The organism is Nocardioides sp. NPDC057577 (assembly GCF_042801335.1).
GTDB lineage: Bacteria > Actinomycetota > Actinomycetes > Propionibacteriales > Nocardioidaceae > Nocardioides.
In genome coordinates this window covers 1-3388 of the sequence record NZ_JBHVGB010000299.1, presented here as the reverse complement: position 1 = coordinate 3388, position 3388 = coordinate 1, and the positions used below count along the sequence as shown (strand labels likewise).

Sequence of the window (3388 nt, the reverse complement as noted above, 5' to 3'; positions counted from 1 at the left end):
GCCGCCGGCCCATGACAGGGCCGGCGGCTGCGTCGTTCCATACAGCGTGACCCAGAGCAGCACGACCCAGACGCAGATCGACCGCCGCACCCTCATCGCCGCCGGGCTCGCGAGCGCCGCAGCGGCCGGAGCCATCGCTCTCCCCGAGCCCGCTGAGTCCGCCGAGGCCGCCGGCGGCTCGCTCAACCACTTCCAGCACGGCGTCGCCTCCGGCGACCCGCTCCCGGACCGGGTGGTCATCTGGACCCGGGTCACGCCGTCCGCCGACGCGACCCCCGGCTCCGGCAGCGGCGAGGAGGTCCTGGTCCGCTGGGAGGTCTCGCCCACCGCGGACTTCGGCCGCGTCACCGCCAGGGGATCCCGGCAGACCGGCCCCGACCGCGACCACACCGTGAAGCTCGACGTCACCGGCCTGGCCCCGGAGAGCTGGTACTTCTACCGCTTCACCTACAACGGCCAGACCAGCCGTGTCGGGCGTACCCGGACGGCTCCTGCCGCCGACGCGGCCCCAGAGAACGTACGTTTCGGGGTGGTCTCCTGCTCCAACCTGCAAGCCGGCTGGTTCGCGTCCTACCGGCACCTGGCCGCCCGCGACGACCTGCACGCGATCCTCCACCTGGGCGACTACCTCTACGAGTACGGTCCCGGCGAGTACGGCTACGGCATGGCCAACGAGGACGTCCGTCCGCACGAGCCCGCCCACGAGATGCACACGCTGGCCGACTACCGGATCCGGCACGCGCACTACAAGCGCGATGTCGACCTCTCCGCCGCTCACGCCCGGCTGCCCTGGATCGTCACCTGGGACGACCACGAGTCGGCCAACGACGCCTGGCTGCTGGGTGCCGAGAACAACGAGCCCGGCGAGTACGACTGGATCGACCGCAAGACCAACGCCAACCAGGCCTACGACGAGTGGATGCCGCTGCGTGTGGACGGCACGGCAACCGTGGAGACCGACGGCCACCTCCACGACCGGATCTACCGACGGCTGCGCTTCGGCAACCTGCTCGAGCTGAGCATGCTCGACCTGCGCTCGTACCGCTCCCAGCAGGTCGCCCGCACCGACCTCGCCGGAGTCGACGACCCCGACCGCACGATCACCGGCGACGAGCAGCTGGCGTGGCTCAAGGACGGGCTGCTCACCGGCGCCCGGTGGAAGATCGTCGGCAATCCGGTGATGATCGCCCCGGTCACCTTCGGCGCGCTCCCGAAGAGCCTGATCGCGCCGGTCAACGACGTCACCGGCCTGCTGCCCGACAACGGCATCGCCTACAACGTGGACCAGTGGGACGGCTACACCGCCGACCGCACCGAGCTCTTCGAGCACATCCGCGACAACGCGATCACCGACACCGTCTTCGTCACCGGCGACATCCACTCCGGTTGGGCCTGCGACCTGCCGTACGACTCCGCCGTCTACCCGCTCGGCAAGACCGCCGGCGTCGAGTTCGTGGCCACGTCGGTGACCTCGAACAACCTCAAGGACATCCTCGGCGCCCCGCGCCGCACGGTAAGTCTGACGGTCGAAGGCATCATCCAGACGGCCAACCGCCATGTCCGCTACCTCAACTTCGACGACCACGGCTACTCCGTCCTCGACGTGACCCGCACCCGCGCCCAGATGGACTGGTACGTCATCGGCGAGCGCAAGGACTCCAACACCACGGCCACCTGGACCAGGTCGTACGCCACCGCAACCGGAAGCAACAGGCTCCATCGCGTCACTGTGCCGGTCTAGGCCGTGTCCGCCGGACACAGCGTCGCTCTGCGCTTAGACTGCCCAAGTCTGCCATCCCGAACGTCTGGTACCTCATGCGAAACATTGCCCGCCGGATCAACCGGAAACAACGCTCCCTCGCCTTGATCGCGGGCATGGTCGTTGCGACGTTCGTCGCCACCATGCCGGCAACCGGGTCGACGCCGGCGACCTCGGTGAGGACCGGCGGCGACACCAGCGCCGAGCAGCCGGTGACGGAGAAGGTGGCCCGGGAGGCGCTCGCCGCGGCCAAGAAGGTCAAGCGCAACCAGTCGGTGCGCGGCGCCCGCCAGGTCGTGCCCGGGCGCCACATCGCCGGCCGGCCCGACGCGACCATCGCGCTGGCCGACCTGTGGAACGCCAAGGATGCCCTGGACGGCTCCAACAAGGCGGCCGCGCGTGAGCTGCTCGCCCGCCCCCGCACCGCGACCCAGACCTGCAGCGACGTGGTCTGCGTCCACTACACGCCGGGCAAGGGCGGCGACCGTGCCTCGACGGCGTACGCGACCCAGGTCCGTGACGTGGTCACGAAGGTCCACAACCTCTACGTCCAGGCGGGCTATCGCAAGCCCGCGGCCGACAAGTCGGTCACCCCGGGCAAGGTCGACATCTACCTGGAGAACCTCTACGACGAGGGCTACTACGGCTACTGCGCGCCCGAGACGAAGGTCTCCAAGACCGCGGCGACGGCCTACTGCGTCCTGGACAACGACTACGCCACCAGCGAGTACGGGTCCTACAACACGCCCACCGAGAACCTCCGGGTGACCGCCGCTCACGAATACTTCCACGCGGTCCAGTTCGCCTACGACGCCGGCGAGGACCGCTGGATGATGGAGTCGACCGCGACCTGGGTCGAGGACGAGGTCTACGACAGCATCAACGACAACCGGCAGTACCTCGGCTACGGCCAGCTCGAGGACCAGCGCAAGCCGCTGGACAACTCCTACGCCTCCAACCTCGGGATCTACGGCAACTGGATCTTCTTCCGCTACCTGTCCGAGCGCTTCGCCAAGGAGCGCGGGACGCTGCCGGAGGTGGTCCTCTCGATCTGGAACCGAGCACCGTCGACCTACTCCACCACCGCCATCCGGCAGGCCCTTGCTCAGCGTGGCACCACGCTGAAGCAGGAGTACATCCGGTTCGCCGCCGCCAACCTGGCCCCCTCGAAGGCCTACAGCGAGGGCGGGGCCTACTACCCGCCGGTCTACGACGGCCGCACGGCGCTGCCCGCCAAGCGGCAGACGGTCGACGGCAAGTTCACCCTCAAGCACCTGACCTACGCCTCCCAGCGCCTCGTCCCCAAGAAGGTGGGCAAGGGCTGGAAGCTGCGCGTGAAGGTCGACGTGGCCCGGCCCAACGCCAACGCCGCTGTGATCAGCGTGTTCCGCACCGACGGCACCCGCGCCGTCTACTACCTCAAGCCCAACAGCAAGGGCATCGCCACCAAGACCATCGAGGGCTTCTCCTCGAAGCGGATCCGCAAGGTCGAGGTCACCTTCGCCAACGCGAGCAGCAACTTCAAGTGTGGCCAGGGCACCGCGTTCTCCTGTCACGGCGTCGCGACCCCCGACAAGGCCACCCACCGCTGGTGGGCCAAGACCTACCGCTGACCCGAACCAACCCCCG

Annotated in this window: 2 protein-coding genes; both read left to right on the top strand. The window is 68.8% G+C overall.

Features of this window, described 5'->3' with window-relative positions; translation table 11 throughout:
- Window positions 1-1741: alkaline phosphatase D family protein (locus ACFU7D_RS29155; protein ID WP_378873893.1), on the top strand; the 1741-nt coding region annotated here is incomplete at its 5' end.
- Between the two features lie 74 nt (window positions 1742-1815).
- Complete coding sequence (locus ACFU7D_RS29150; protein ID WP_378873890.1) at window positions 1816-3372, top strand: MXAN_6640 family putative metalloprotease; 1557 nt, start codon at window positions 1816-1818, stop codon at window positions 3370-3372.
- Window positions 3373-3388: the final 16 nt, after the last annotated feature.

Excerpts from the sequence above, each read along its gene's own strand:
- ACFU7D_RS29150 (WP_378873890.1), top strand. The coding sequence starts at position 1,816 with ATGCGAAACATTGCCCGCCGGATCAACCGGAAACAACGCTCCCTCGCC.